The organism is Streptomyces sp. NPDC028419 (genome assembly GCF_055565515.1).
Window position 1 is genome coordinate 1 of the sequence record NZ_JBVHUE010000081.1, and the last position, 3,389, is coordinate 3,389.

The window sequence follows — 3,389 nt, forward strand, 5'->3', positions numbered from 1 at the left end:
AGGGGGGACCCTGTGGGAGAGTAGGACGCCGCCGAACAATCATTGTGGGAAAGCCCCGCACCTTATGGTGCGGGGCTTTTCTGCGTTCCGGACCAATTTCCTTCGATGGGCCGCGGCTGCCCAAAGGTGTCCTGAGGATCCTAAAGATCACCTTCAGGAATCGGGACAAAGCGCATGTAAGTCTTGGGTGCATGAAAGAGATCCTGGTCGTCGAGGACGATCCCCAGCTCGGCCCGGCGCTGCGCCGCGGCCTGACCGCGGAGGGGTACCGAGTCGAGCTGGTGGCCGACGGGAGAGCGGGGCTGGAGCGCGCCCTCGCCGGCGACCACGCGGTGATCGTGCTCGACCTCATGCTCCCCGGCCTGAACGGCTACCGGATCTGCGCCGCCCTGCGCGCCGTGGGCGTGGACACGCCCGTGCTGATGCTCACCGCGAAGGACGGCGCCCACGACGAGGCCGAGGGGCTGGACACCGGCGCCGACGACTACCTGGTCAAGCCGTTCTCCTCGGTCGTCCTCCTCGCCCGGCTCCGCGCCCTCCTGCGCCGCGGCGGCGCGGGCGGTACCGACGACCGCTCCGTCCTGCGCGCCGGAGACCTGTGGCTCGACCTCGCCGCGCGACGGGCGGGCCGCGGGGACCGCGAACTCGCCCTCACGCCAAAAGAGTTCGCGATCCTCGCCTGCTTGATGCACACACCGGACCAGCCGGTGTCGAAGGAGGCGATCCTCGACGAGGTGTGGGACCCGGCCTACACCGGCGGCACCGCCATCGTGGAGGTGTACGTCTCCGCGCTGCGCAAGAAGGTGGACGCCCCCTTCGGGACGCACACCATCGAGACCGTCCGCAGCCGCGGCTACCGCCTCGACACCCGTGCGGAACGTCGTGCCGGCTGACCGTCCGCACCGGACGTGGCGCCGATGGCGCATCCGGTGCGCCTCGTGCGCCGGCTGTCCACCCCCCTGCGGACCGCGCTCGTGGCCGGGCTCGCCGCCCTGGTCCTCTTCGGCATCGGGGCCCGGGGTTGGAAGGACGGCCCGTCCGGCCCGGGCGAGGAGCCGTTCGTACAGATCGACCGGGACGGCCGCGTCATCACCGCCTTGGGAGGGACCAGGTACCTGGCGGGCCTCACGTCGCTGCTCCCGCCGCCGCCCCGGACCCGGCCGGACACCGGGCCGTGGGCAATCCCCACACCCATACCGTGCGGCTCGGTGAAGTGGACGAGAGGGAACGGTCGCGCTTCCACCTCCCGGACGGCGGTCTGCGCAGCGCGAGCGGGTATCCCGCACCGGTGGAGCAGAGCGCGCACGCGGAGGCGTACGCCCTTTCCCACAAGACCCTCTACGTGGTCAGCATTGCGGTGATCACCCCGGCGGACGGCTGCGAGCACCCCACCGAGTCCGACGGCTCGTGTCGGTCCACCCTCTACCTCCTCGTGCCGACGTACGCCGCCGACTACGTCTCGGACGCGCTCACCGAGCCCCTGGCGGCGAGCGTCCCCGCCGCCGCGCTCGTGGTGGCCGCGACGGCCTGGGCCGCCACCCGGCGTTCACTGCGCCCGGTCGACGCGATGCGGCGCGAGGTCGCCGAGGTCGCCGAGATCACCGACGACAGCCTCGACCGCCGGGTGCCGGTCCCCGAGGGCCGCGACCCGATCCGGGCACTCGCCAGGACGACGAACACCACCCTCGACCGCCTGGAGGACGCCGTCGACCGGCAGCGCCGCTTCGTCGGTGACGCGGCCCACGAACTGCGCTCCCCCCTGGCCGCCCTGCACTACCAACTCGAGACCGCGCTCGACCCCCCGGACAGCATCGATCCGACCGAGGCCCTGGAGGGCGCCCTGGTCGCCACCCGCCGGCTCCACGGCCTCACCGAGGACCTGCTCCTGCTGGCCCGCCCCGACCAACCGGCCCCCCGCTCGCTGGTCGACCTCGCGGGGCTGATGCGCGAACTCGTCCTGGAACACGGACACTTGGACCACCCAGTGACCATCGACCCGTCCCCGGATCAGGCCCCGGTCCGCGGCGACGGGCTCCAGCTGCACCGGTTGCTGCGCAACCTCCTCGACAACGCCGTACGGCACGCGCGCACCGCCGTGGTCCTCACCGTCACCGACGACGGGCGTACGTGCACGGTCACCGTCCACAACGACGGCACCGCCCTCACCCCCGAGGAGTGCGAGCGGGTCTTCGAACGCTTCACCCGTCTCGACGAGGCCCGCACCCGCGACGCCGGCGGCAGCGGCCTCGGGCTCGCCATCGCGCGCGACATCGCCCACCGCCACCGCGGCACCCTCACGGCCCGCCCGGCCGCCCCGGCCCCCGGCACCACCTTCACCTTGAGCGTCCCCGCGGCGCCGCGGCCGGACGGGACGACCGGCGAAGCCGCCGCCCCCTGAGCGCGGGGCGCTGTTAGGTTGCGGGCGTGGACGACTTCTCGCGGTCTTGGACGGCGTTGCGGGCGGCGGTCGCCGAGCTGGCGGACGAGGACTTCGCGCGGCCGTCCGGCTGTGCGGGGTGGCTCGTGCGCGACCTGGTGTGCCATCTGGTCATCGACGCCCAGGACGTGCTGATCACGCTGGTCACCCCCGTCGACGCGGAACCGACCCGGGACGCGGTGACGTACTGGGACCTCGTCGAGGCCCCGACGGGACAGGACCCGCTCGACGCGCTGGTGGTCCGCCTCGCCGCCGCGTACGGGGAGCCGTGGCTGCTCAAGTTCCACCTCGACGACGTGGGTTCCGCCGCCGGCCGCGCCGCCGCCCTGGCCGATCGCGCGATGTGCGTGGGAACCAAGGACGAGGTCCTCACCGCGGGCGACTACCTCCGTGCCTACGTCCTCGAGTGGACCCTGCACCACCTCGATCTGGTCGCGCACCTCCCGGACGCCGCCCAGCCGCCGCGGGAATGCCTCGCCCGCTCGCGCGAGCTGCTGGAGTCGATCGCGGGCGAGCCGTTCCCCCCGTCGTTCTCCGACCGGGCCGCACTGCTGATCGGCACCGGGCGCCGGTCCCCAACCGCTGCGCAAGCCGCTGAGCTGGGCGAACTGGCGGGCCGGCTCCCGTTCGTACTGGGCTGACGCCGGGTCCGGCCGCCGGCGTACGCGGGGCGTTGACAGGGGAGTGGTGGCTGGGTAGAGTCGAACGGTTGCCTCGAACTGGACAAGTTCGGCAGCGATGGTTTAGAGTCTGACCGCCCCCCTCCCATGGAATTGAATTCCATCAGGGGTGCACTCCGCTCTTTTTCAGTTGTGAACGCCGGGAGAACCGGTCCGAAACTTCTGATAGAGTCGGACTCGCCGGAAAGGGAAACGCGAAAGCGAAGAACTGGAAAGCGAAACCCGCTTCGACCGGGAATCGGACACGAAAGAGTCTGATAGAGTCGGAAACG

Annotated in this window: 3 protein-coding genes; all 3 read left to right on the top strand. The window is 71.8% G+C overall.

Features of this window, described 5'->3' with window-relative positions:
• The first annotated feature begins 191 nt into the window (after positions 1-191).
• The 3 genes from ACZ4UB_RS39480 to ACZ4UB_RS39490 all read left to right on the top strand — a co-directional run bounded on the left by ACZ4UB_RS39480 (position 192) and on the right by ACZ4UB_RS39490 (position 3,078).
• Positions 192-893 carry a response regulator transcription factor gene (locus ACZ4UB_RS39480; protein WP_468078123.1) on the top strand — a complete coding sequence of 234 codons (702 nt, stop codon included), beginning with the start codon at positions 192-194 and terminating at the stop codon, positions 891-893.
• Positions 894-1,213: 320 nt separating this feature from the next.
• Positions 1,214-2,398, top strand: coding sequence for a sensor histidine kinase (locus tag ACZ4UB_RS39485; protein ID WP_468078125.1), 1,185 nt, complete (start codon positions 1,214-1,216; stop codon positions 2,396-2,398).
• A 26-nt stretch (positions 2,399-2,424) separates the two neighbouring features.
• Positions 2,425-3,078, top strand: coding sequence for a maleylpyruvate isomerase N-terminal domain-containing protein (locus ACZ4UB_RS39490; protein ID WP_468078127.1), 654 nt, complete (start codon positions 2,425-2,427; stop codon positions 3,076-3,078).
• Positions 3,079-3,389: the final 311 nt, after the last annotated feature.

Coding starts and splice junctions, on each gene's coding strand:
- ACZ4UB_RS39480 (WP_468078123.1), top strand. CDS start 192: ATGAAAGAGATCCTGGTCGTCGAGGACGATCCCCAGCTCGGCCCGGCG.